This window comes from Sorangium sp. So ce145, from assembly GCF_051525985.1.
Lineage (GTDB): Bacteria > Myxococcota_A > Polyangia > Polyangiales > Polyangiaceae > Sorangium > Sorangium cellulosum_B.
On sequence record NZ_CP150315.1, the window covers coordinates 11,115,643 to 11,138,731 of the forward strand.

Annotated in this window: 14 protein-coding genes; 4 read left to right on the plus strand and 10 right to left on the minus strand. The window is 73.2% G+C overall.

Annotation, left to right across the window (positions count from 1 at the left end):
- Window positions 1-294 precede the first annotated feature (294 nt).
- Window positions 295-1,815 (minus strand): vWA domain-containing protein, encoded by a 1,521-nt coding sequence (locus WMF34_RS41345; protein WP_437991224.1) that lies wholly within the window; start codon window positions 1,813-1,815, stop codon window positions 295-297.
- Between the two features lie 395 nt (window positions 1,816-2,210).
- Here WMF34_RS41345 and WMF34_RS41350 point away from each other — a divergent pair, with 395 nt between their 5' ends.
- Window positions 2,211-2,756 (plus strand): chalcone isomerase family protein, encoded by a 546-nt coding sequence (locus WMF34_RS41350; RefSeq protein ID WP_012240741.1) that lies wholly within the window; start codon window positions 2,211-2,213, stop codon window positions 2,754-2,756.
- A 16-nt stretch (window positions 2,757-2,772) separates the two neighbouring features.
- Here WMF34_RS41350 and WMF34_RS41355 read toward each other — a convergent pair whose 3' ends face one another.
- The 5 genes from WMF34_RS41355 to acnA form a co-directional block, all read right to left on the minus strand.
- Window positions 2,773-3,222, minus strand: a complete 450-nt coding sequence (locus tag WMF34_RS41355) for a universal stress protein (protein ID WP_157907276.1) — start codon at window positions 3,220-3,222, stop codon at window positions 2,773-2,775.
- Between the two features lie 160 nt (window positions 3,223-3,382).
- Window positions 3,383-4,411: a hypothetical protein gene (locus WMF34_RS41360; protein ID WP_437991225.1), complete on the minus strand. Its 1,029-nt coding sequence runs from the start codon at window positions 4,409-4,411 to the stop codon at window positions 3,383-3,385.
- 21 nt (window positions 4,412-4,432) lie between these two features.
- Window positions 4,433-6,661: an ATP-binding protein gene (locus WMF34_RS41365; RefSeq protein ID WP_012240744.1), complete on the minus strand. Its 2,229-nt coding sequence runs from the start codon at window positions 6,659-6,661 to the stop codon at window positions 4,433-4,435.
- Between the two features lie 5 nt (window positions 6,662-6,666).
- On the minus strand, window positions 6,667-7,968 hold the full coding sequence (gene serS, locus WMF34_RS41370; protein WP_012240745.1) for a serine--tRNA ligase: 1,302 nt from the start codon (window positions 7,966-7,968) through the stop codon (window positions 6,667-6,669).
- Between the two features lie 118 nt (window positions 7,969-8,086).
- On the minus strand, window positions 8,087-10,840 hold the full coding sequence (gene acnA / locus WMF34_RS41375) for an aconitate hydratase AcnA (protein WP_012240746.1): 2,754 nt from the start codon (window positions 10,838-10,840) through the stop codon (window positions 8,087-8,089).
- A 61-nt stretch (window positions 10,841-10,901) separates the two neighbouring features.
- Between acnA and WMF34_RS41380 the strand changes: the two genes are divergently transcribed.
- Window positions 10,902-11,747 carry an SOS response-associated peptidase gene (locus WMF34_RS41380; RefSeq protein WP_437991226.1) on the plus strand — a complete coding sequence of 282 codons (846 nt, stop codon included), beginning with the start codon at window positions 10,902-10,904 and terminating at the stop codon, window positions 11,745-11,747.
- 44 nt (window positions 11,748-11,791) lie between these two features.
- Here WMF34_RS41380 and WMF34_RS41385 read toward each other — a convergent pair whose 3' ends face one another.
- Window positions 11,792-12,559, minus strand: a complete 768-nt coding sequence (locus tag WMF34_RS41385; protein WP_437991227.1) for a hemerythrin domain-containing protein — start codon at window positions 12,557-12,559, stop codon at window positions 11,792-11,794.
- A 352-nt stretch (window positions 12,560-12,911) separates the two neighbouring features.
- On the minus strand, window positions 12,912-15,209 hold the full coding sequence (locus WMF34_RS41390) for a sulfatase-like hydrolase/transferase (protein ID WP_437991228.1): 2,298 nt from the start codon (window positions 15,207-15,209) through the stop codon (window positions 12,912-12,914).
- A gap of 336 nt (window positions 15,210-15,545) precedes the next feature.
- Here WMF34_RS41390 and WMF34_RS41395 point away from each other — a divergent pair, with 336 nt between their 5' ends.
- On the plus strand, window positions 15,546-16,187 hold the full coding sequence (locus WMF34_RS41395; RefSeq protein ID WP_437991229.1) for a hypothetical protein: 642 nt from the start codon (window positions 15,546-15,548) through the stop codon (window positions 16,185-16,187).
- 28 nt (window positions 16,188-16,215) lie between these two features.
- Here the strand turns inward: WMF34_RS41395 and WMF34_RS41400 are convergent, their stop codons facing one another.
- Window positions 16,216-17,967, minus strand: coding sequence for an eCIS core domain-containing protein (locus WMF34_RS41400; protein WP_437991230.1), 1,752 nt, complete (start codon window positions 17,965-17,967; stop codon window positions 16,216-16,218).
- A 615-nt stretch (window positions 17,968-18,582) separates the two neighbouring features.
- Here WMF34_RS41400 and WMF34_RS41405 point away from each other — a divergent pair.
- The gene (locus tag WMF34_RS41405; RefSeq protein ID WP_437991231.1) at window positions 18,583-19,269 is read left to right on the plus strand and encodes a hypothetical protein; all 687 of its coding nucleotides are present in this window, start codon (window positions 18,583-18,585) and stop codon (window positions 19,267-19,269) included.
- 71 nt (window positions 19,270-19,340) lie between these two features.
- Here the strand turns inward: WMF34_RS41405 and WMF34_RS41410 are convergent, their stop codons facing one another.
- A complete protein-coding gene (locus WMF34_RS41410; RefSeq protein WP_437991232.1) occupies window positions 19,341-23,045 on the minus strand; it encodes a response regulator in 3,705 nt (1,234 codons plus the stop codon).
- Window positions 23,046-23,089: the final 44 nt, after the last annotated feature.

The window sequence follows — 23,089 nt, forward strand, 5'->3', positions numbered from 1 at the left end:
CGTCCATGATGGACATCGCGTCCGGTCGTCCCATGACGGACAGCGCATCTGCCTCTCATGATGGACACCGCACCTGCCATCCCACGATGGACATCCCATCTTCAATCCCATGATGGACACCGCACCTGCCCACCCTGACGGCCCGTCATCGACGGGCACGCATCAGCGGCGACACGCAGGCATCAGCAGCGGGCAGGCGTCAGCGGCGACATCAGCGGCGACAGGCAGGCATCAGCAACGGGCAGGCGCCAGAACGGGCAGGCGCCAGCGGCGCGCCTCGGCGGCGGCGCCGGATCAGCGGCCCGACCAGACCGGGGAGGCGCTGTTCATCTCGAGCGCCTCCATGCGCCGCGCCGCGGGTGAGGGCGGGGCCGCCGCGGCCGCGCGCGCGGTCTTCCGCGCGCTCGCCACCGCCGAGGCCGCCTGGACGGCGCGCTCCTTCTCCTTGTCCGACCGGGCGCGCGCCGCCTGCTGCCGGAGCCGGTCCTCCGCCGCCGCGAGCTTCGCCTCGGCGGCGCCGAAGTTGCCCGCGCTCACCTCCTGGGCCGCGTCGAGCTGCATCATGCCCGCCTCCATCACCGCGGCGATCGTCTGGGTCTTCTCGTTCTGGTGCGCGGCGACGAGGGCCGGATCGCTCGTCACATCGTAGCGGGCGACCACCTCCTGCACGCGCGGGAGATTGCCGCTCTCGGCGTCGCGGAAGTGGAGCCGCACGCTCGCCAGCGGGTGGGAGCCGGCCGCCGGCGCGGTGACCCGCGCCCGCACGAGCATCTCGCGGTGCTGCCCGCCGAACATCGTGCCGAGCAGCACCCGGAGCGCGTCCCCGGAGCGCTCGGTGCGCTCGTTGGGGACGTCGAGCAGCTCCACGCCGGGCGCCGGGACGATCTCGACGAACGCGCCCGTCGCCGCCGTCGTCTGGAGCAGGGCGAGCTCGCGCTCGAGGACGGAGGACATCTCCCGCGCCTCGGTGAGGTGGTACAGCCGGCCGCTGGAGCCGATGGCGAGCGCGTTGAGCGTGCGCTCGTCGTAGTCGGCCCCCACCCCGATCGACGTGATCTGCACCCCGTGCGCGGCGCCGCGCTGGGCGAGCGCCCCGAGGATGTCGGGAGAGGAAGGCCCGATGTTCGCCTGGCCGTCCGAGATGAGCACCACGCGCCGGACGGCGTGCGTCGACGGCGCGGCGAGCGCGTGCTGCTCCGCGAGCGTTAGGCCAGCGAAGAGGTTGGTGCTGCCGTCGGGGCCGAGCGCGGCGATGGCGCGCGCCACCGCGGGCCGCGTCGACCGGCCGAGCACCGTCGGCGAGACGCGCGCCTGCGCGGTGTCGGCGAACGACGCGACCGAGACGAGGTCGCCGTCGGGGAGCCTGTCGACGAACGCCTGCGCCGCCGCGCGGGCGTTCTCCATCTTGGGGCCTTGCATCGAGCCGGAGGCGTCCACGAGCAGCACGACCGCCGCCGGCGCGCGCGGCTGTCCGCGGGCCGCGCGCGCCGCCGGGACATCGATCCACACGCCGAGCTGCGTCTCGCGCGTCCCCGGCAGCGCGAAGGCGCTCGCGCCCGCGGCGCCGATCCAGACGCCCTGGTTCCCCGCGGGCGCCGGCTCCGGCCGGGACGACGGCACGCCGGCCGCCGCCGCAGAGGGCTCGTCCGGCTCCGCCGGGGCCGCGGCCACGGCGACCGGCTTCGCCGCCTCCTCCCGCGCCGCCGCGCCCGGCGCGGCCGCCGCCGCGGCGCTCGCGCCCGGAGGCGCCGCCGCGCTGGCCGCGCAGCCCAGAGCCGCCCATCCCATCAGCAATCCAGCGAGCATCGTCCGCATCGAGGAGCTCCTTCCGCCGCAAGCCATGGCGCGGCCCACGGGGGGACCCGCGTCCCTCCGCCGCGATCTCTCGGACCCCGCAGCGCGCGGCTTCTACGGACCGGGCCGAGAAAAGATCTCCGGGAGAGCCGGCGCCCGCATCACCGCCGCCGGCCCTCGCACCGGCGAAAGGCCGCCGCTCCGCGCCGGGAGCCCCCGACGAGCACACATCCATGGGTCGTCCCTGCCTGACTCCAGGGCCCATCTCGAGATCTCGCGAGATCCGCGACTCCCGACGTCCCTCTGTCGGTGGTTCAGGTCTTGCTCACTCACGACCGTCGACGGGCGATCGCCGGAGCGCGGCGCCCGGACACGATGCGCCGCACGGAGCGGCGATGCCGGAGGAGGTCGATCCGATGCAACTCGCGCGAAGCAAATCTCCAGCTCTCCTCGCCGCGTTCGCGGCGGTCTTCCTCGCTGTCGGGAGCCTCCTTGCTTTGCCGGGCTACACGCTCACCGGCACGGGCGTCCGCGTGAGGACCATCGGCGTGCTCAACATCGATGTCTATCGGATCAGCCATTACATGGATCAGCTCCCTGCCACGAGGTCCAAGGAAGCCGTCATCGACATGGACACGGGGAAGAAGTTCGTCTGGACGATGCTTCGCGACGTCGACCGCGCGAGCATCGTCAAGGCGCTGCGGGAGGCCTATGCGTTGAACCAGTACACGGACACGCCGAAGATCGAGAGGTTCGTGGCGGCGTTCGAGGGAGACCTCAAGTCGGGAACGGAGGTCACCATCGCGTACGACCCGCGCGCGAAGGCGACCACCGTCACGGTCGCCGGCGGCGGGACGGCGACCGTGGCGGGCCTCGATTTCATGAAGGCCACCTGGCGGATCTGGCTGGGCAAGATCGATCAGCCCACGTTGAGCGACGAGCTCATCGCCAGGCTCCGCTGAGGCGGGCGAGCCGCTGTCAGTCCGACGGCTTGTCGCGCACCACGAGCACCGACCGGTTCGTGTGGTTCACGACCTTCGCCGCCGTCGTGCCGAGCACCTTGTCGATGCCCGAGTAGCCGTGCGACCCGATGACGATGAGATCCGCGTTCTCCTCGTCGGCCGTCCGGCAGATGACCTCCCAGGCGACGCCGACGTGGATCACGACCTTCGCGAGGAGCTCGGGCGGCACGTCGCGCGTAAGCTGCGAGAGCTCCTCGCGGTCGCTCCGCTCCAGGATCTCGGGGACGCGGGTGGGCGACTCGTTCAACGCTTCCGCGGGCAGGCTGTGGTGCAGCCCGATCGCGCGCACGAGCACGAGCTTGCCGCCGAGCTTCTGCGCGAGATCGACGCCCTCCGCGAGGACGAGCGACGCCTTGGGGGAGCTGTCCAGTGCAACGAGGATGGTCCGGGGGTGCTTGAGACTCATGGCGTCCGCCTTTCGTGCGGTGACGTTCCGCACCTTTTTAGCCGACCTGGCGCCGGACGCGCAGCGCATCGCTCGGCGGCGGCGCTCCACGCCTCCGCGCCGCCTCCGCGCCGGCCCGGCCGCCCGCGCCGAGCGCCGCGGACGGTGCGTCCAGCGTGGATCAGGCGCGGATCGTCACGCCATGGCCCCGGTCGTCCGTGAGGATCTCGAACGCCGCCCGCCGCGCCGTCGTCAGGGTCTCGATGCCGACCTCGCGGCCCAGGCTCTTCCGCCGCAGGGTGACGGTGCAGGCCCCGATCTTGGTGTTCAGGCAATGCTTCACGCCGCCAGGAGGGTTCCTGTAGGCCAGGCCCACGAAATCGCCGGCGGACGCGGAGATCTCCCCCTCGACGCTCAGCCGATCGGTCTCCGTCCGGAAGCGCCAGGTGAAGTAGTCGAACGAGGCATCGGCGCGGACCGACTGGACGAGCGAGCTGAGCGCGATCTCCTCGCCGCCGTGCCGGAGGACCAGCGGCGTCATGTTCGGCGTCCAGAACGGTCCGACCTTCAGTCGGGCCGTGGCGACCTCGAGGAAGCTGTCCGGGTGGCTGTCGAACCCGGCGACCTGCCCCCAGGCGTACAGGTCCGTGTGCTTCGTCCCCCAGTTGTGGTTCTGGCTGCCCACCCAGCCCGAGACGTCCACCGCGCGCCCGGCCACGCGGAGGAGGCCGCTGTAGACGGCCATCGGCGCGCCGACCAGCGCCTTCGCCTTCGGCAGCGGGGCGCCGTAGAGGGCCTCCGGGAGCAGCAGAAGGGGCTCCCCGCCGCCCTCGTAGGCGAGGTCCCACGTGATGGCGTCCTCCCCCTCGCCCGCCGCGCCGGTGAGCCTGCCGAGGCTCAGCCGGGCGCCGTCGATGGCGACCGACAGGCTGTCGCGGGCGAACGAGCAGCGCCCGGCGAACGGGACCTCGCGCTTGGCGACCGCGTGGCGCCCCGACTCGCCGTCGAAGTAGACCGCCCAGAGCTCACCCTCCGCGGCCTCGGGCCGCCCGGCCGGGCTGAACAGCGTGTACCGGATCCAGAAGGCGAGCGGCCGCGTCGGGTGGTTCGCGCGCTGGAAGAAGCTCTCGTAGAAGCCGCCCCGCTGCCCCGGCCGGTAACGCGCGTGGTTCGCCCGCTCCCGGATCGTCCTCACCTTCGCGACCACCATCGATCCCCCCGCTCCTCCAGCCTAGTGCCCCCGCTTCGACCCGCCGCTGAGAAGATCGCCGATCACCCGCTCCAGATCGTCGAGCGAGATCGGCTTCGCGATCTTCGGGTTGTCCACCCGCTCCACGAACTCCCGCGCGCTCGGCGTGAAGGCGCCGCCGGACATGAAGGCCATCTTCGGCAAGAGCTGCGGGAACCGCTCGCCGATCTCGTCGTACAGGGCCATCCCGCTCATCTGCGGCATCAGGAGATCGCAGACGATCGCGTCGATCCGGCCGCCGCGGTCCCGCAGGAGGTCGAGCGCCTCGTGGCCGCTCTTCGCCACGAGCACCTCGTGCCGCTCCTCGAACGCGCGCGCGAAGGCGTTGAGCAGCATCGGCTCGTCGTCGACGAACAGGATCGTCCCGCGCGACGACGCGCGCGGCGGCTCCGGCGGCGGCCGCGGCGCGGGCAGATCCGTCGGGTTGAGGCCGGTCAGGCGGATCGTGAAGACGGTCCCGACGCCGGGCGTGCTCGACACCGTCATCGTGCCGTGCTGCTCCTCGACGATGTTGCGCGACACCCAGAGCCCGATGCCCGGGCGCGCGCTCTCCTCCTTCGTCGTGAAGAACGGGTCGAAGATCCGCTCGACGACCTCCGGGGTCATCCCGCGCGCGTTGTCCTCCACCTCGACGTGGTGGACGCCGGCGTCGAAGCGCGTCGTCACGCGCACCATGTTCTCGTCGCGGGGGCGGTTCGGCATCGCCTGCGCCGCGTTGATGAACAGGTTCACGAACACCTGCGAGAGCTTGCCCGGATAGCCGACGAACGGCGGCATCTCGCCGTAGCTGCGCTCGATGCGGCAGAGCTGGCTGAGCTGCGGGCCCGTCATGCGCAGCGCGAGCTCGATCACGTCGACGAGATCGACCCGCTCGGGCTTGCGCTCGCTGCTGCTCGAGAAGAGGTTGAGGTCCGTCACGATGTCGCGCATCCGCTCGACGCCGGCGAGCGCCTCGTGGCACGAGCGATCGATGAGGTCGATGGCGCGCAGCAGGTCCTCGTACGAGCCCGAGGCGACCGGGCGCGCCGCCGAGACGAGCTTGTGCGCCCCGCTCCGGATCTGCTCCAGGTTCGCCATCACCCACGCCATGGGGTTGTTGAGCTCGTGCGCGACGCTCGCCGCGACCTGGCCGATCGAGGAGAGCTTCTCGCTGTGGAGGATCTGCGCGCGGCGCGCGACCTCCTCGGTGACGTCGCGCATGAGCGCGAGCGAGGCGTCCTCGCCGTAGAGCCGCGTGATCCGGACCGTCATCACCTTGGTCAGGCCGGCGCGCGTCCCGCAGCGGATGGTGGCCTCCCTCGGCGCCTCGGCCCGCGACGCGGACAGCACGAGCGTGCGCAGGGCCGGCACGTCCGCCGCGACCGCGAGCGCGGTGATAGGCCGGCCGATCCACGCCTGCCGCGAGTGCCCGAAGAGCGCCTCGAACCGCACGTTCAGCCGCGTCAGCATGCCCTCCTGGTCGATCGTCGCGAGCACGTCGGACGAGAGCTCGACGATCTCGCGGTAGCGCTCCTCGGAGGCGAACAGCGAGCGCTGGGCGTACGCCTCGGCGAAGCGGTGCTCGAACTGGAGCAGCAGCGCGTCGACGGCGCGGAGCACGTCGATCGAGGACGAGCCGTCGGCCTCGGCGTCGTCGTGCGTCGTGTCGAGCACGCCCGCGACCGCGGTGCGGAACTCGGACGCGGCGATCAGCGGAGCGCTGATGGAGTACCCGGTCGCGTAGCGCTGCTCGACCAGGTGCGTGATGAACTCGTCGAGCAGCGTCTCGCTGCCGTCCTCGAGGATCCTGGTGAACGCGGCGAGCCAGGAGCGCACGTTCTCCGTGACCTCGCCCACGGGCCGGTCGGTGTACCGGCCCCGCTCCGGCGGCAGCGCCAGCACGTTCTCGATCCAGTCGTCGATGAGCTCGTCCTTGTGCCGCTTGCAGAGGTCGAGGAGCCGCCGGCGCGCGAGCGCCATCGACGTCTCCGCGTTGGTCGGCGGCCCGTGGACCTGCGAGCGCCGCTCGCCGTCCCCCCCGCCGCGCGCGCCCCGCGACTCCGGGACCTGCGAGCGCCGCTCGCCGTCCCCGACCTGTGAGCGCCGCTCGCCGTCCCCCCCGCCGCGCGCGCCCCGCGACTCCGGGACCTGCGAGCGCCGCTCGCCGTCCCCCCCGTTGTGCGCGCTCTTCGCTTCCGGAAGCTCACGCTTGGCTTCCTCGTCCGCTGCCATCGCTGTTACCTGCCGCGGAGGACCTCGCAGCCCATGAACGCACGGAGCGGCTCGGGCACGACCACCGTGCCGTCCGCCTGCTGGTACTGCTCGAGGATCGCGATGACCGTCCGCCCCACCGCGAGCGCCGACCCGTTCATCGTGTGGACGAGCCGCGGCTTCGCCTTCGGCTCCGGCCGGTAGCGGATCTGGGCGCGGCGCGCCTGGAAGTCGCCGAAGTTCGAGCAGCTCGAGATCTCGCGGTACACCCCCTGGCCGGGCAGCCACACCTCGAGATCGTACGTCTTCTGCGAGCCGAAGCCGAGATCACCGGTGCAGAGCGCCGACACCCGGTAGTGCAGGCCGAGCCGCTTCAGGACCTCCTCCGCGTGCGAGGTGAGCAGCTCGTGCTGGCGGGCGGAGTCCTCCGGCGCCGAGAACCGCACGAGCTCGACCTTGTCGAACTGGTGCTGCCGGATGAGCCCGCGGACGTCGCGCCCGTGGCTGCCCGCCTCGCTGCGGAAGCACGGCGTGTAGGCCGCGTAGGCGATCGGGAGCGACGCGCCGTCCAGGATCTCGTCGGCGTGCAGGTTCGTGACAGGGACCTCGGCCGTCGGGATGAGGTAGAGGTCATACGCCCTCTCCGGGTCGCTCTTCTGCGTCTTGAACAGGTCCTCGGCGAACTTGGGCAGGTTGCCCGTGCCGAACAGCGCCGTGTCCTTGACGAGGAAGGGCGGCAGCACCTCGAGGTAGCCCTGCTCGCGCGTGTGCAGGTCGAGCATGAACGAGATGAGCGCCCGCTCGAGCCGGGCGGCGGCGCCCATCAGCACGGTGAAGCGCGCCCCCGAGAGCTTCGCCGCGCGCTCGAAGTCGAGGAGGCCGAGGGCCGTGCCGATGTCCCAGTGCGACTTCGGCGCGAACGAGAAGCTCGGCTTCTCGCCCCACGCCCGGACGACCACGTTGCCCTCCTCCCCCGCGCCCACGGGCACCGACGGGTCCGGCAGGTTGGGCACGACGGAGAGCAGCTCGGTCATCCGCTTCTCGAGCTCGGAGACGACCTGCTCGGCCTCCTTGATCCGCGTCGACAGGGCCTTCAGCTCGTCGCGCTTCTGCGCGAACTCGGGCGATTTCTTGTCGAGGCGCGCCATCGCTTCGTTCGCCGCGTTGCGCTCCGCCTGCCACCGCTCGAGCTCCTGGATGTTGGACCGCCTCGCGCTCACCGTGGAGGCGAAGTCGTCTCCGAGGCTGGCGGCGGCGGCGGGCGAGCGAAGGGCGAGCGCCGCGCGCACCTCATCGAGGTGCTCCGCGACGTGGCGAGGATCGAGCATACCCCAGGGTCTAGCCGAAGCCCGCACGCGCGTCAGCAGCCGCGACGCGCCGCTCCGCCCCGAGGATGGGCCCGCCCCCCGCCAGACGCTCGGGCGGGGAGCGGCGCGCAGGGAGGCGCTAGGCGCTGGCGCCCAGGCTGCGCAGCACGAACTGGAGAATGCCCCCGTGCTGGTAGTAGTCGACCTCGTTCGGCGTATCGATGCGCGCGGTGACGGTGAAGGTCTTCTTCGCCCCGCCTTCCCCGGTCGCGACGACGTTGAGCTTCTTGCCCGGCGTGAGGTTGTCCGAGATGCCGTCGATCTCGAACACCTCGCGCCCGGTGAGCCCGAGGGTGGACGCGTCCTCGCCCGGCGCGAACTCGAGCGGGAGCACGCCCATGCCGACCAGGTTCGACCGGTGGATGCGCTCGAAGCTCTTCGCGATGACCGCGCGCACGCCGAGCAGCTTCGTCCCCTTGGCCGCCCAGTCGCGCGACGACCCGGTGCCGTACTCGGCGCCGGCGATCACGAGCAGCGGCACGCCCTCGGCCTTGTACTGCATGGCCGCGTCGTAGATCGTGGTCTTCTCGCCGTCGGGCAGGTGCACCGTGATCCCGCCTTCCTCGCCGGGGCGGAGGGCGTTCTTGAGGCGGATGTTCGCGAACGTGCCGCGCATCATCACCTCGTGGTTGCCGCGGCGGGCGCCGTACGAGTTGAAGTCCGCGGGCGCGACGCCGTGCTCGACCAGGTACTTCGCGGCGGGGCTGTTCTTGGCGATGTTGCCGGCCGGGGAGATGTGGTCGGTCGTCACCGAGTCGCCGAGCAGCGCGAGCACGCGCGCGGCCCGGATGTCGGTGAGCGGCGCCGGCTCCTTCGACAGCCCCTCGAAGAACGGCGGCCTGCGCACGTAGGTCGAGCCCTCGTCCCACACGAACGTCTGGCCGCCCGGGACCGAGAGCTTCTGCCACTCCTCGTCGCCCGCGAAGACGTTCTCGTACTGCACCTGGAACTGCTCGGGCCGCACGGCCGTCCGGATGGCCTCGCTGACCTCGGCCGAGCTCGGCCAGATGTCCTTGAGGTACACCGGATCGCCGTTGCGATCCGCGCCGACCGGCTCCTTGAAGAGGTCGGCGTCGACGTCGCCCCGCAGCGCGTACGCGACGACGAGCGGCGGAGAGGCGAGGAAGTTCATCCGCACGTGCTGGTTGATGCGGCCCTCGAAGTTGCGGTTGCCCGAGAGGACGCTCGCCACGACGAGATCGTTGTTGCGGATCGTGTCGCCGATCACGTCCGGCAGCGGCCCGGAGTTGCCGATGCAGGTCGTGCAACCGTAGCCGACCAGGTGGAAGCCGAGCGCCTCGAGGTACGGCAGGAGCCCCGCCTGGCGCAGGTAGTCGGTGACGACCTTCGACCCGGGGGCGAGCGACGTCTTCACCCACGGCTTCACCGTGAGCCCGCGCTCGACGGCCTTCTTCGCGAGCAGGCCCGCGCCCAGCATGACCGCCGGGTTCGACGTGTTGGTGCAGGACGTGATCGCGGCGATCACGACCGAGCCGTGGCGCAGCGTGTAGCGCGCGTCGCCCTCGGTGATCTCCGCGGGGCGCATGACCTTCTCGAGCGCGGGCGCGCGCGCGGCAGCATGGCCGGCCCCCTCCTCGAGGAACGCCTTGACCGCGGGCGCGTCGGCGGCGGCGAACTCCTTCTCGAGCATGCCCTGGAGCGAGGCGCGGAAGGTGCGCTTCGCGTCGCGCAGCGGGACGCGGTCCTGCGGCCGCTTCGGGCCGGCGATCGACGGCACCACGTCGCCGAGGTCGAGCGAGAGGGTGTCGCTGAAGACCGGGTCCGGGGTGCTGTCCGTGCGGAACAGCCCCTGCTCCTTGTAGTAGGCCTCGACGAGCGCGACGAGCTGCGCGGGCCGGCCGGTGAAGCGCAGGTACGCGATCGTCTCGTCGTCGACGGGGAAGAAGCCGATCGTGGCGCCGTACTCGGGCGCCATGTTGGCGATCGTGGCGCGGTCCGGGAGCGAGAGCGCGCTCAGGCCGGGGCCGTAGAACTCCACGAATTTCCCGACCACCTTCTTCTGCCGCAGCATCTGCGTCACCGTGAGGACGAGATCGGTCGCGGTCGCGCCCTCGGGCAGGCTGCCGTGGAGCTTGAAGCCCACGACCTCGGGGATGAGCATCGAGAGCGGCTGGCCGAGCATCGCCGCCTCGGCCTCGATGCCGCCGACGCCCCAGCCGACGACCCCGAGCCCGTTGATCATCGTGGTGTGCGAGTCGGTGCCGACGAGCGTGTCCGGGTAGACCAACGAGCCCTGCCGCATCACGGCGCCCGCGAGGTACTCCAGGTTGATCTGGTGGCAGATGCCCTGGTCGGGCGGCACCACGCGGAAGTTCGTGAACGCCTGCGCTCCCCAGCGGAGGAACGCGTAGCGCTCCTCGTTGCGCTCGAACTCGAGCGCCGCGTTCACCTTCACGGCCGTCGAGGACGCAAACTTGTCGACCTGGACCGAGTGGTCGATCACGAGGTCGACGGGCTGGAGCGGGTTGATCTTGAGCGAGTCGCCGCCGAGCTTCGCGAGCGCCTCGCGCATGGCGGCGAGATCGACCACGGCGGGCACGCCGGTGAAGTCCTGGAGCAGCACGCGCGCGGGGTGGAACGCGATCTCCTGCGAGGGGCGGGCCTTCGGGTCCCAGTTGAGGACGGCCTCCACGTGGTCCTTGCGCACGACGCGCCCGTCCTCGTGGCGGAGGAGGTTCTCCAGGAGGATGCGGAGCGAGAAGGGGAGCTTGTCGATCGACGCGCCGCCTTGCGCCAGCGAGGTGAGCTTGTAGTAGGTGTATGTTTCGGCTTGAACCGTCAGCGTGCTCTTGGTGCCAAAGCTGTCGACCATGCGGCCTCCTCCAACGTCCGGAGCGCCCTTGTAGGCGCCCCGAAGCCGCTAATCTAGTCCTATGTGCGCGCGCTTCACCCTCGCCGTGCCGGACTTTGCGACCCTCCTGGCGATGCTCGAGCCGTCCTCTGGCGCGGGCCGAGCGCGTGGCGGTCCGGCTCGGTCGATTGCCGCTGATCCGGAGATTGCGGCGAGGTTTCGGCCTCGTTTCAACATCGCACCTGCGACCGTCCACCCGGTGCTGCGCGCGCGGGACGGCCGGCGCGCGCTGGTGGCGGCGACCTGGGGCTTCGTGGCGCGTTTCGCCAGGGACGGCGCCGGGCCTTCGCTCCTGGCCAACGCGCGCGCCGAGAGCGCGCGGGCGAAGCCGACGTTCCGCGAGGCGTTCGCGGCGCGCCGCTGTGTGGTGCCGGCGGACGGCTTCTACGAGTGGACCGGGCCCAAGGGCGCGCGGCGGCCCACCTGGTTCCACCCCGCGGAGGGCGGGCTGCTCCGCCTGGCGGGGCTGTACCAGCCGGCGAAGGACCCCGGCGCGGGCGAGCCCGACGTCCGGTTCACGATCCTGACCACCGAGGCGAACGCCGACGTCGCGCCGATCCACGACCGCATGCCGGTCCTGCTGGGCCCCGGGGACGTCGACCTCTGGCTCGGCCTCGGCGACGGCGCGGACGCGGATCGGGCCGAGGCGCTGCTCCGGCCGGCGCCTCGCGGCGCCCTCGCGGCGCGCGCCGTCTCCCCGCGGGTCAACTCGGTCGCGCACGACGACCCCGCCCTGCTGCAGGAGCTCGCGGCGGAGGCCGCTGCCCCGAGGGCCCCTGCCCCGAAGGCCGGCGGCACGCTGCCGCTGTTCGATCTCGACGGCGGCGCGAGGCCCGCCGTCCCCTCCGGCCGGACCTCGCGCCGCTGAGCTGCGGCAACGTGCGTCGATGTGCGCTGGCTGGCCTGCGACGCTCAGCGCGCGGAGGCGTTGCTCGCGCGACCGCCCTTGCGGCCCGTGCGGCTGGTCTTCGCCGGTCGGCTCGGCTTGCGCGCGGGCGCGGCTCGCCCGGTCTTCGCGGGCGCCGTGGCCGCTGCCTTCTTCCGTCCGGTCGTGGTGGTGCGGCGCCCCTTCTGCGCGCCCCGCGCGGGCTCGGCGCGCTGCGTCGACGCGCGCTTCGGCGCGCGCTTCGCGGGTGGACGCTTGGCCGCCGCCTTGCGCGCCGACGGCTTCGCCGCGCGCGCGCGGCGGCCGGCGGTGGCGGCGGGCATGCTCTTCGCGACGTTCCGAGCGAGGAGCGCCTCCACGTCGCTCTTGCGCACCTGGCCGAAGCGCGCCTCCAGGCGGCTGCCGAGCTCCTCGAGGCGCGCGGCGCCCATGGCGCTCTCGACCTGGGGGAAGAGCTGCTTCTCCTCCTCCTCGACGTGGTGCTGCACGAGCTCCTTCAGCACGCCGAGCCTGGCGTGAAAGGTTTCGTCACCCGGCTCGGTGCTGAGCAATTTCTGCAACATGACGTCGACGAGCGCGTGCTCCTCGTACGAGGTCGGGATCAGGGGGGACGCGCCGAGCGCCTCCCGGCTCTCGGGGTAGAAGAGCTCCTCCTCGATGGCCGTGTGGCTCACGAGGGTCGCCACGAGCTCGTCGCGGAGCGCGCTGATCTCGTCGCTGTCAGCCTGCGACATGCGCTCGAAGAGCTCCTCGACTTCCTGGTGATGCTCCTTCAATAGGTCGGTCGCCTTCATGCGGGGACTCCTTCACGGAAAGATGAAGCGCCGTCGAGGCGCTTGGCCTGTGCGGTCTGCGGGTCTGCGCGAAGCATGCCAGGCGAGAGGGGCGCGCGAAGCGAGCGCACGACGCGCACGCGCGGGCGCGGGCGTACGTCGATCGGCCAACCCGCGCGGGGCCTCGCGGCGCGCGCGACGCGGGGCGTGCTGCCCCGCAGCGAGGCATCATGGCGCCGCTGGAGCGTGATCGCGCGCGGCGTGCGCGATGTCGCGGACGCCTCCGCCCGCGCAGGGCGCCGGCGCGCCGCCGGGCGCCGTCAGCGGGCTCTCCTCGGCTCGCAGGCGCGGGCGCAGGTCGATCGCGCGGGCCTCAGTTCGCGCCCCATACGTTGAGCACGGCCGCCGTTTCGGCGTCGATCGTGGCCGGCTCCCGTTGCGCCGCGGGCGCGCGCACGGACAGGTCGAACGTCACGGTGCGCCGGAAGAGCGACACGGTGGCGAGGGGCATCACCTCGCGACGGTTGAAGGCGCAGGTCGGGTCCACGTCGAGGTCGCAGAGAAAGGGGGGAACGCCGAGCCGACCCGAAAGCACGAGGTTGCCCCAGCGGGTGGAGTAACGATCGCCGAGGGCGGCGATCTGGGGGCCGCGCTCGACGCCCTCGAGGCCGGAGGCGACCGCCGCCAGATCCTTGCCGAGCGGCTTGCGGGCGAACGAGAGGCCGAGGGCGGCGATCACCGTGCGCGCGACGTCGATGATCTCGGTCGGGGCGGCGACGCGCTGGCCGGCGTACAGATCACCGGGAAAGTGGACATAAAGCGGGAGCGTCAGGACGGGCTCCTGGAGGTCCATGCCCTCGCCGAAGAGCACGGCGTCGGAGCGCCCGCTGGCCAGATCGCCGGTCACGATGAAGAGGGTCTCGTCCCACAGGCCGGCGGACTTGAGGGTCCCGATGAGGTTGCCCAGGGCGCGGTCCTGGCCGGCGAGGGCGATGGAGAAGAGGTCGCGGATCCGGTCGCGATCCTCGGGGCTGAGCACATCGCGGCGCCGGTTCCTCAGCCTGGCCAGCACCTGGGCGGCGCGGCGCGGCTCGACGGGGCCGGCGTATTCGGCGGGCTTGAGGGCGTTCAGCTCCTTCGGGCTGACCTCCCAGGGCGGATGGCCGCCGCGCGCGTGGACGAACGCGAGGAGGCGGTTGGACGCGTCCTGGCGGACGGTCTCGCTGATCCAGGTGGCGGCGGCGTCGATCGGGGTGGTGGCGGGCTCGCCGCTCGTCGGGGGGTGCTCGAGGACCCGGGACCAGCCGGGTCCGAAGCCGAACGCCCGGAACGTGGTGGGGACGCCGGTGAAGAACCCGGTGCGGATGCTGCTGTCGCTCGCGATGGCGCCGATGGTTGTGATGCGGGCGGGGAGGCGGGCCCCGGCGTCGGCGACGGTATGGGCCGGCGGCGGGAGACCGGTGAGCAGCGACGCGGCCACGGCGGACACGACCGTGCTCGGCCCGCGGTGGTGATCGAACGTCGTCGCTGACGTCGCGAGCTCCGAGAGCGTGGCGAGGTGCGGCGCCGGGCGACCGCTCCAGGGGGGCAGATCGGGCCGCTCGACCCCGTTCAGGGCGACGATCACGACCGCGCGCGCTGCGGGCACGGACGGCGGCGGCTCCGGCGATCCGGCGAGGAGGGGGTCGCCGAAGAGGATGCGTCCGCCGCGGGCCGCGGCGGCGGCGCGGAGCTCGAGGGAGATGAGGGACCCGGCGAAGGGCGCGAGCGGCAGCTCGACGTCGGTCCAGGTCGCCTTGTCGCCGCCCTCGACGTGGACGCGATGGAGCACGAGGGGCTCCTGGCCGTCGCGGAGGACGCGGATCTCGGCGTCGCCTCCTTCCGAGCCCAGCGCGCCGATGGAGGTGTGGAGGCGGGTCACCCTGGAGGGGCGAAAGGCGCAGCGGACCGCGCCCGGCGCGCGCAGCGCGATGGACCGGTGGGGGACGCCCGACAGCGCGGCGGCGGGCGCGACGACGTCGCGCAGGGTCGGGGGGCCGTACGTGGCCGGGTCCTCGTCCGGGATGCCCACGCGCACCCAGTCGACGTCGGCGAACGACTCCCCCGCGCGGAGCCGGCCGGAGAACTGGAGCGTGAGGGTGTGCAGGCCGGGGTCGGCGGGGAGCGTGGTGGTCGGGGTCGAGGCGATGCGGATCTGGTCGCGCTGGAGGCGGAGCGTCCCGAGCAGCTGGTCGTCCAGGGAGACGGTGGCGTACCTGGAGGTGAGCCCGACGGCCCGGGCGGACACGAAGATGGGGCTCGCGGACGGCAGGACGAAGGTGAGCTTGATCTGCCGGTCCGAGATCCGCGCCCAGGTGGATCCGTTGTGCTCGACCGCCTGGATGCCGGTGGGCACGGTGCCTTGCCACGCGAAGCGGCCGATGAGCGCGCCTGCGCCGGTGTCGAACAGGAGCCCTCGGTGCTCGAGATCGCAGCTCGGCAGCTCGTCGATGAGGTGCACGGCGTCGCGCGCCGGCGGCGGAGGCGTCGCCTGCGGGCTCGCGGACGCCGCGGCCGGGGCGTCCGAAGGCAGATCGCGGGTCGACGTCTCGCACCCGGTGCAACCGGAGAGGAGCGCGGCCGCGGCGGAGGCGAGCGCGAGCGCGGCGGAGGGATGGCGGGGTCGGATCACGCGGGCGCGCACGGGGCGTGCTCTACCACGAGCGGGGATCGCGCGAGGTCCTCACGGTCGTGGAGCGCGCGAGCGCGCCCCGCGGCGCGCGCGGGACCCTCCTGGTCTCGGCTGCCGTGGAGGCGGGCTCGTCCTCGGCGCATGTTCAGCCAAGCTGGCGCACCATGGTCACCGTGACATTCTACCGGAGTGGGGTGGAACGACGAGGGGGACGGGCGTTTCCAGGCTCTCCTCGCGGCCGAGGTGGCTGGGGGACATTGACGGACCCCAGCGCGCGGCGCGCTCTCGTCTGCTCGAGGATCGCGATGCCGACGGATGGCCATGATGTTCAGCACGATGTTCAGAAGGAGATGCGCCGCGGCAGCGCTGGTGGCGATGCTCGGGAGCGGCTGCGGCGGCGCTCCAGCGGCGCCGGCAGGCAGCCCCGCAGCTCCGACGGCCACATCCGAGGCGAGGGCTGCGCCCGCGCCTCCCGGCGAGGCGGCCGAGCCCTTCGCTCGCGTCCACAACAAACTGAGCACGTGGCCCGGCCTCAGGGATCCCAGGTTCGACGATGTCCGCGCCTCGCTCCAGCGCGGAGAGGCGCCGATCAGCCCGGTGCTTCTCCTCGTGAGCGGCGTTGAGGAGAGCGGCTGTCCTGCGCTCGGCGGACAGCCACGCCCCGACGAGCGCCCCACCCGTCAGCGCTACCTGTACGTCGCCCTGGTCGGCTGGCAGGTCGTCGTGGCGTACCTCGACGAGCGCTTCGAGATCCTGAGCATGGCTCACCACGCCGGGTCCCAGGGCTTCTCGGTGGCCCCGATGGCGCCGCGCGAGCCCGAGGGGGATACCTGCGTCGTCCTGGTCGCGCACGAGCACGCCGGCACCGGCCTGGACCGCGACGCGATCCTGCGGGTGAACCTCGCGGGTGACCGGGTTCAGCTGCAGCCGATCGCCCTGCGTCCGCGCGGGAGCCCGCCGCGGCCCGAGCAGCCCTAGTACTCCAGCCAGCGGCCCCGCCCCAGCCTCACAGGGCGTAGAGGATGAGGAGCCACGGCCGGGTGTTCGAGACCGAGGCCTTGGTCATGCTCTTGATCCACGCCGGGCCATACACCTCTTTGCTGGCCCCGCTGAGGTCGCTCACCGTGATCAGCCCGCCGCCGCAGTCGTAGCCAGCGCAGGACTCACCCTTCTTCGGCATCCGCTTGGGCGAGAACCACTTGATGGCCCCGCCGGTGATGTCATTGGACATCGGGAGCTGGAGCACCGCGCCCGCGATGGCTACGGCGGAGGCAGAGCCGGCCATACCCGAGGCGTCGCCGAAATGAGCGCGCGCCGTCGCGACGGAGCCGGTCCCCAACCGAGCCATCTGATTGCGCACGGCCCAGGCGATCGCCGTGCGCTCGGTGGCGTTCCCCTCCTTCATCTCCGAGTCGATGATCCGGGCGAGCGCCTTGACGTTGGCCGACGTGAAGTGGAAGTGCGATTTCCCCGGTCCCGAGAACGCGCGCGCGCCGACCGTGACCGCGGGCGAGACCAGCTTGCTCCCCTGAGCGAACAGCTTCGTCTTGCCGCTGTTGGTGTACCCGAAGTGGCAATCGGCGAGCCGGTGCTGGTAAACCCCGTCGTTGACGACGTAGGTACCGACACCGGTGAACAGCTTCTTCCCGTTCCACTTCCGGGCGAATTTCTTGAGCTTCCGGCCGGTGAACCGATTGCTGCCGAGGTTCTTCCCCCCCGTCGTCTCGAGGATGCTTTGGGCCTCGCCTACCGGCTGACAGGCGAAGGTGACCGTGAAAGTGACGGTGTCGCCGGGCTTGTCGATGCGGGTCGGCCTCACCGTGTGATCTGCGATGACGCTCTTGGGATCGGTCTTGCTCGAGCACGCCTTGATCGTGCCCTTCGCCGGCTTCTTGGGGCTCGGGGCCTGCGGCGCAGCCTTCCCACCGGGGCCGGGGGACGCCATGGCGTCCGGCGTCGGCGCAGCGACCGTATCGGGCGCCTCGATCTCGGGCGCGAGCTCCTCCTCCTCGCCGGCGCCCTCAGCGCCGCCGATCTCCTCCTCGATCTCGTCGATGGGAGCCACGTCCTCGTCGATAGAAGCCACGTCTGCCGCGGCTGGCTGCTCATCCTTGCTGGCCGCCTCCGCGCCCTCCTCGGCCGCCTCCGCACCCTCCTTGGCTTCCTCTTCGACGCTGACGCGCTGCACGCGTGCCGGCGTCGACCCGTGCTGCTGCACGACGTGGGTCAGCTCGTGCGCGAGCAGGCGCCGGCCCTTCTCTTCCTGCGGCGCATATTCACCCGCGCCGAAGACGATGTCGCTGCCGAAGGTGTAGGCCCGGGCGTGGAGGCCCTTCGCCGAGCTCGCGGCCTGTGCGTCGGCGTGCACGCGCACCCGGCTGAAGTCATACCCGAAGCGCGGCTCGAAGAAGTCCCGCTCCGCCCGCGGCAGCGGCTCTCCTCCTCGCTCGGCTTCGCGAACGGCGGCCCCTGTGTTCAGCGTCGCGCAGGCGTCCGCCGAAGGCGCACGCTTGGTCTGGAGGGTCTTCTCCTCCTCGCAGTCCGCGCACATGCGCTGGATGGCGACCGGCGCCGCGCCGATCGGCGCCGGCTTCGCCATCCTCATCACCTTGTCGGCGACCTCGTCCGCCTCGCGCTCGAACGGGTCACCCGGCGAGCTGACGGTCGCCTTCCGCTGGATCGGCGGCGGCACGCTGGCAATGCGGGTGAAGTCGAACGATGGACAGGACGTGATAGGCCGAGACGCCTCGGGCTCCACGCCTGCCTCCGAAGCATTGCGCCCGATCCTTGACCAGGACGCGCTGGAACGCCGCGAGGCGTGCTTCGGGCCCGGAGAGTGCGCTGCCGATAGTTGCGGTTTCCGGTCGAACGTGAACATGGAGGAACCTCCCGGATGTGCCCGGCCCGAGCCTACCAGCGCTCGGCGGGCGTGCCCACGGAGCTGCTCCCGTCGCGGGCGCTGTCCCGCCGCCTGCGAGGAGAGGCATCTCTTCATCCGTGAAGTCGCCGTGGGTTCCTCCCCGGCAACGCCGGGGGGACTCCCGCGGGACACTAGAATCGACAGCTGCCCGCGCAGCGGCCTACGACGTTCCCGGCGCCGCATCAGAGTCTCTGTCAGCGGCCGACATCGCTCCTGACGCCGCGTCGGAAGCCTGCTCGCTGGCCGACATCGCTCCTGACGCCGCGTCGGAAGCTTGCTCGCTGGCCGACATCGCTCCTGACGCCGCGTCGGAAGCTTGCTCGCTGGCCGATATCGCTCCTGCCGCCGCCGCGCTCGATTGACGAGCTCGTCTGCCCTTCTTAGTGTTCGCGTTCCTCGACGCTCGCCGGCGTTTCGCCGGCTGCGCTCGAAGGAACAACGAGAGGGGAACCCATGGCCATCAACACCATTCATTACGACGACTCCCTCGATCTCATCTGGAGCGTCCTGGTCTACGAGGAAGCGCGGCTGCTCAAGGACAGGAACGCGAGCGACCTCGCCTCGGAGGCCGGCGCGCTCGTGGAGCGCTGGACTCGGGTGAACACCGGACAGCGGAGCGCATGGCGCGCCGAGATCGTCGCGCAGGCGGGCATTGACGCCGAGGACGACATGCTCGACGACACCGTCGACGAGCTCGACAACGAGCTGCTCCGGACCTTCCGCGATCGGGACGCGCCGCAGCGCAAGCGCTACTTCAAGAAGGCGCGCCACGAGATCGTGCGCCTCGGGCTGGAGAGCGAGATCGAGGTCGTGCGCGCGTGGCCGGCGTCGCTCAAGACCGAGGGCGAGCCCGCCCTCCAGGCGCTCGGCGCTCGGCTCGAAGGGGACATCGCCCGCGGCGACGCCGCGGTCGAGGAGCGGCAGCGCGCCGCCGCCGCCACCGCGGACCAACGCGTGCGCGAGATCGTCCGGTTCGTGGACGACATCAACGCCGCGCGGCGCACGCGCTACGGCCTGCTGATCCAGCGGGCGGAAGAGCGGAGGCTGCCGAAGGACTGGCCGGGGCGGTTCTTCAAGAAGAGCACGCAGGGGCCGAAGAAGGTCAAGTCCGCTCCCGCCGTCGAGAATCCGCCGGCGTAGCGCGGCGCCGCGGCGCCGCGGCGCTCAGCGGCGCCACGGCGGCGCGGCACGCAGCCCGCGCCGCGCGCCGCTCAGCGGCGCCACGGCGGCGCGATGCGGAGCCGGGTGAGGCGGCCGGCCTTGACGACCGCGAAGCGCACGCGCTCCTCGTCCCGGAGCTTCGCCCGGATCTCGTAGACGCCGTCCTTGGGCGCCAGCGGGAGCTTGACGCTGCCGGTGCCGACCTTCCGCCCGTCCACGAAGAGCGTGTCGCCCGCGCCGGCGATCACCTCCAGCATGCCCTGCCCCTCGGGCACCTTGTGCCCGGCGGTCAGCGGCAGATCCTCGGGGAGCACGGGGTTCGACGTCGTCTCGCCGATCGGCCCGGCGACAGCCGGGGCCGGCGCGGCGGCGACCGCCGCCGCCACGACCGCGCCCGACGAGCCGGCGGCGGCCGGCGCGGCAGCGCCGGGCGCGGCAGCGGCCGCGGGCTCCGCGGCTGGCGGGCTCGGCTGCTCGGGGGGCGGCGGGGCGCCCTGCAGCTCGTGATCCCGCGACAGCCGCGCGGCCACCGCGAAGACGAACGCCGCCACCGCGAAGAGGACCCACATCGTCGTGCGGTTGTCGCGGGCGGGCGGCTGCGGCGTCGGCACGTAGGCCGACGGGCGGCGCACGCGGCGAGGCGTGGGCGACTCGTCGATCGCGGGCGCGGGCGCGGGGGCCGCGAGCCGCGCGGCGGGCGGCGCCGCTGGGACCTGGAGCGCCGCAGGCGCCGGCGCCGGCGCCTCGACGACGGGCGGCGGCGGGAGCGAGCCCAGCGTCAGCAGCCGCTCGGGCTTCGGGTACTCGAGCGCGGGCAGCGTGGCCTCCGGCCTGCGGGGCGCCGGGGCCACGCCAGGCACGGCCGGCGTCATGCCCGCCAGCACGGCGGCCTCGAGCTGGGAAGTCCACGGCGGGCGCGCGCTGCTCGCCTCGCCTCGCAGCTCGGCGAGATCGCTCGGAACTCGGGGGTTGACCAGCGCGCTGGCGAGCGCCCTCGCGTCTTCCTGGCGCGCGCTCGCGAACGCCGTCTCCTCGTCCTCGACGTCCACCACGGACAGCACGGAGACGGACGCCGACGACTCCGGCGCCGACGCCGCCGGGCCGGACACCGGCGCCGCCGAGCTCGGCGCAGCCGAGCCGCGCGCCGGCATGGCCGATCGCGGCGCCACCGAGCCGGGCACCACCGTGAGCTGATCGTCGGTGAGCTCGACCGAGGCGCGCGACGACGCGGCGGCGGCGTCGCCGGCGAGCTCCGGCGGCAGCGCCGCGACCGGGGCGGCCCGCTCCGGGAGGCGCCGCACGCCGCGGAGCGTCTCCTCCTCGTAGGCCACGGCGGGGGCGAGCAGGTCCTCTCCCTCGCGGCCGATCACCCGGCGCACGCCGCCGCGCGCCGCGACGTCGTTCAGCACGTCCTCGACGAGGCCCGCGGCGAACTCCCCCGAGGTGATGACCGATCGCGGCGACGTCCCCCGGGCGAGCGCCCTCAGGAGCGAGCGCGCCGGCTCGGGCGTCGCGTCGGCGGTCGCGCCCATCCCCTCCAGGTCGAGGACGACGCGCTCGACCTGCATCAGCGGCGGCCCGTGGAACAGCCGCTGGGCGGCCCGGGCCGCCGCGATCGCGGGCAGGAGCTGCTCGGCGAGCGTCCCCTCGAAGCCGGGGCGCGGCGGCGCCGCGAGCTCGCTCTCCGGCAGAGGCGCCACCACGAAGCGGCCGGAGCCGACGCCGAGCAGCGCCGCGAGCACGGAGGGGCCGCGGTGGAACGTCCCGTCCTGCGCCGTCCGGGTCGCGCCGGCGGGGCGGCCGTCCTTGAGCAGCACCTCGTACAGGAACGCGGCGTCCCGGACCGACACGAGCGCGTCGGGCCGGCGCGCGCACGAGAGCGACAGCAGCGTCCGCGTCGTCATGCCGTCGAGCCGCCCACGGACCTCGCCGCCCGTCGCGATGCGCTCGGCGACGCGCCGCCTGCCCCGCAGGACCTCGTGCACCCGCTGCACGAAGGCCGCGGCGCTCTGCTCCTTGCGGAGGTAGCCGTCGGCCTGGGCGCCGAGCTCGCGGAGCCGCTGGAGCAGGTCCTCCTTCCAGGAGAGCAGGATGACCGGCACGTCGCGCAGCGCGACGTCGCGCTTGAGCGCGCGGCAGAGGGCGAAGCCGTCGAGCCGCGGCATCAGCACGTCGCTCACGACGAGGTCCGGCGTCGTCTGGTACGCGAGGTCGAGCGCCCGCGCGCCGTCGTGCGCCTCGTGCACGTTCGCGCCCGCGGCCCGGAGCACGCCGGCGAGGAACCACGTCACCGCCGGATCGTCGTCCGCCACCACGATGTCGATCGCGTCGAGCGCCGCGTCGCCCGGCGCCGCGCTCGACGCGATCGGCGCGCTGATCGTGCGCGCCGGCGACCTCGCGCGGATCTCGCTGTGCAACCGCGAGCGCTCGCCCTCGGGCGCGCTCGGCGCGCTCATCCACGGGGCGAGCGGCAGCGCGCCCTCCGGCCCGTTCGGCGAGAACCGCACGTCGCCCTGCGAGCGGATCGTCACGAGATCGCGGATGCGCGCCACCGCGCCCCAGAGCGCCGCGAGGACCTCGGCGCCGTCGCCCAGATCCACGTTCGCCCCGCGGCTCCTCGGCTCGGCGGCGTCGCAGAGGCCGCGGCGGAGCTCGTCCGCGAGGCGCGCCCCGAGCTCGTCGAGGCTGACGGCCCCGAACGGCCCGCGCACGGCGCGCGCGGTCTCGGCGCGCACGCCGGCCACCGCTGCCTCCGCGGCGGCGCGCCGGAGCGCGTCCGGCGACACGGGCTTCGGCAGCGCGCGCGCGGCGCCGAGCGCCACGTAGGGGGCCGCGTCCTCGGGCCGCGCGAAGCGGCCGACGGCGACGACGGGGACCAGGTCGGTCAGCGGATCGGCGGCCAGCGCCTCCGCCAGCCCGCGCGCGCCCGGCATGTCCGCGTCGAGCAGGACCAGATCCGGAGCGAAGGCCCGCGCGAGATCGATCGCCGTCTCCACGTCGTCGGTCCGCTCGACCTCGAACGACGGCCCGGCGTCGGCGCCCGCCGGGTCGAGCGCCTCGGCGAGCGGCGCGGCGCCCACGACGAGGACCGTGATCGGCGCGTCGATCGACGCGGCCGGCGCGGCCTCGGCGGGGGGCGCCTGCTCCACGCCGCGCGTCGAGGACGCGCGCGCTTCCTCTTCCTCCTCGAGCGAGAGCGGCTCGGCGGCGAGCGCGCGGCCGTTGCTCACGCCCGCGATCCACGTCGTGGCCTGGCCCTTGGCCGCACCCGCGCCTTCCGGCCGCGCGCTGGCGCTGCGCGCGTTCGGCTGCTCCGCGGCGGCGCGCGCGCGGGGCGGCGCCGGCGCCGGCTCGAGCGGCGCGGCGGCGCGCGCGGGCGCCGGCGCCTGCTCGCCCATGGCCGACTGCCCCCAGGCCAGGGCGGGCAGCTCCTCGAGCAGCTTCCGCAGGGCCGCCGCGGCCTCGCCGCTGAGCCGCGCGCCGTTCGCGGCGGCGAGCTGCGACTCCCCTTCGGCGAGCCGCTCGGCGACGCGCACGAAGCGCAGGAGGCGCGCCCCCGCGCCGAGCGAGTGCACGCGCCGCTTCAGCTCCTCGACGAGCCGCGGCGCATCGCCCTCTGCCTCGATCCGCCGGACCATCTCGCGGAGCTCCGCCACGCGGCGACCCAGGTTCGCCACGAACTCGGCGCGCGCTCCGCCCAGCCGCTCGTGCCGAGCCTCGCTCGCTGGATTGCTGCGCGGCCCCGCGTGCTCCACTGCCCTCGATCCTACGCCCATTGGCGGTCCCGTATCACAGGAGG

What these genes read in the sequence shown, in the direction of transcription:
- WMF34_RS41405 (WP_437991231.1), top strand. Translation starts at nt 18,583, where the DNA reads ATGGCCATCAACACCATTCATTACGACGACTCCCTCGATCTCATCTGG.
- WMF34_RS41360 (WP_437991225.1), bottom strand. Translation starts at nt 4,411, where the DNA reads ATGGTGGTCGCGAAGGTGAGGACGATCCGGGAGCGGGCGAACCACGCG.
- serS (WP_012240745.1), bottom strand. Translation starts at nt 7,968, where the DNA reads ATGCTCGATCCTCGCCACGTCGCGGAGCACCTCGATGAGGTGCGCGCG.
- WMF34_RS41350 (WP_012240741.1), top strand. Translation starts at nt 2,211, where the DNA reads ATGCAACTCGCGCGAAGCAAATCTCCAGCTCTCCTCGCCGCGTTCGCG.
- WMF34_RS41355 (WP_157907276.1), bottom strand. Translation starts at nt 3,222, where the DNA reads ATGAGTCTCAAGCACCCCCGGACCATCCTCGTTGCACTGGACAGCTCC.
- WMF34_RS41380 (WP_437991226.1), top strand. Translation starts at nt 10,902, where the DNA reads ATGTGCGCGCGCTTCACCCTCGCCGTGCCGGACTTTGCGACCCTCCTG.
- WMF34_RS41345 (WP_437991224.1), bottom strand. Translation starts at nt 1,815, where the DNA reads ATGCGGACGATGCTCGCTGGATTGCTGATGGGATGGGCGGCTCTGGGC.
- WMF34_RS41385 (WP_437991227.1), bottom strand. Translation starts at nt 12,559, where the DNA reads ATGAAGGCGACCGACCTATTGAAGGAGCATCACCAGGAAGTCGAGGAG.
- WMF34_RS41395 (WP_437991229.1), top strand. Translation starts at nt 15,546, where the DNA reads ATGTTCAGAAGGAGATGCGCCGCGGCAGCGCTGGTGGCGATGCTCGGG.
- acnA (WP_012240746.1), bottom strand. Translation starts at nt 10,840, where the DNA reads ATGGTCGACAGCTTTGGCACCAAGAGCACGCTGACGGTTCAAGCCGAA.
- WMF34_RS41365 (WP_012240744.1), bottom strand. Translation starts at nt 6,661, where the DNA reads ATGGCAGCGGACGAGGAAGCCAAGCGTGAGCTTCCGGAAGCGAAGAGC.